This is a genomic window from Prescottella defluvii (genome assembly GCF_000738775.1).
Taxonomy (GTDB): domain Bacteria; phylum Actinomycetota; class Actinomycetes; order Mycobacteriales; family Mycobacteriaceae; genus Prescottella; species Prescottella defluvii.
This window is the reverse complement of record NZ_JPOC01000104.1, coordinates 1-693: the sequence shown is the minus strand read 5'-3', so window position 1 is coordinate 693 and position 693 is coordinate 1. Positions and strand designations below refer to the sequence as shown.

The window sequence follows — 693 nt, the reverse complement described above, 5'->3', positions numbered from 1 at the left end:
CTGGGCCGCGGTGGACAGGATCTCGGCCCGCTCGGCACCGTAGCCGTCCCACGTGTCCATGTAGGCCCGGGTGCCGTTGTCCGCCACCACCATGCCCATCATCATGTTCGCGTTCGCCACCACCTTCCATGTCGCGTCCGAACCGGTCAGGCCGTCGAGCAGCCACTGCTTCTGCGGCGCACCGAGCATCGTGCGGCCCGGCGCGTCGGCCTCGGCACACAGGATGTGGTCGAGCGAGTCTCCGCACGCCTGCCGGTCCCGGTACTGCCGGGTGTCCGGTGCGAACAACTCCACCGTCCGTCCCACCCGCAGCGACCGGTAGTTGCGCAGCGGATCGGCGGAGGACCGGGGCACCGGCATGTGCTCGAACCACGCCTGCCACGCCATCTGCTTCTTCTGCTGGAACCCGATCGCGCCCTCGATCGGTGAGATCACCGGGAACGTCCACCCGTCCTTGCTGTAATTGTTGCGGAACTCGTGATCGTCCCAGAGTGGGAGGAACGCATGCCGGCTGTGCATCAGTTTCAGGTCGGCGTCCGACCGATACCTGCGGTACTTGTCGCGCATGCTGTCGAGCCCTTGCGGGAACAAGTTGGCATCGAAGCCCCGGACACCGGGCATGGTGAATTCGTACACGTAGTCGCCCAGGCACACCACGAAGTCCAGGTCCTCCTCGGCGAGGTGGCGGTGGGC

Annotated in this window: 1 protein-coding gene; it reads right to left on the bottom strand. The window is 66.5% G+C overall.

Features of this window, described 5'->3' with window-relative positions:
• Nucleotides 1-693, bottom strand: a 693-nt coding sequence (locus IJ15_RS0123855; RefSeq protein ID WP_031940831.1) for an alkaline phosphatase D family protein, incomplete at both ends; no start/stop codon positions are given.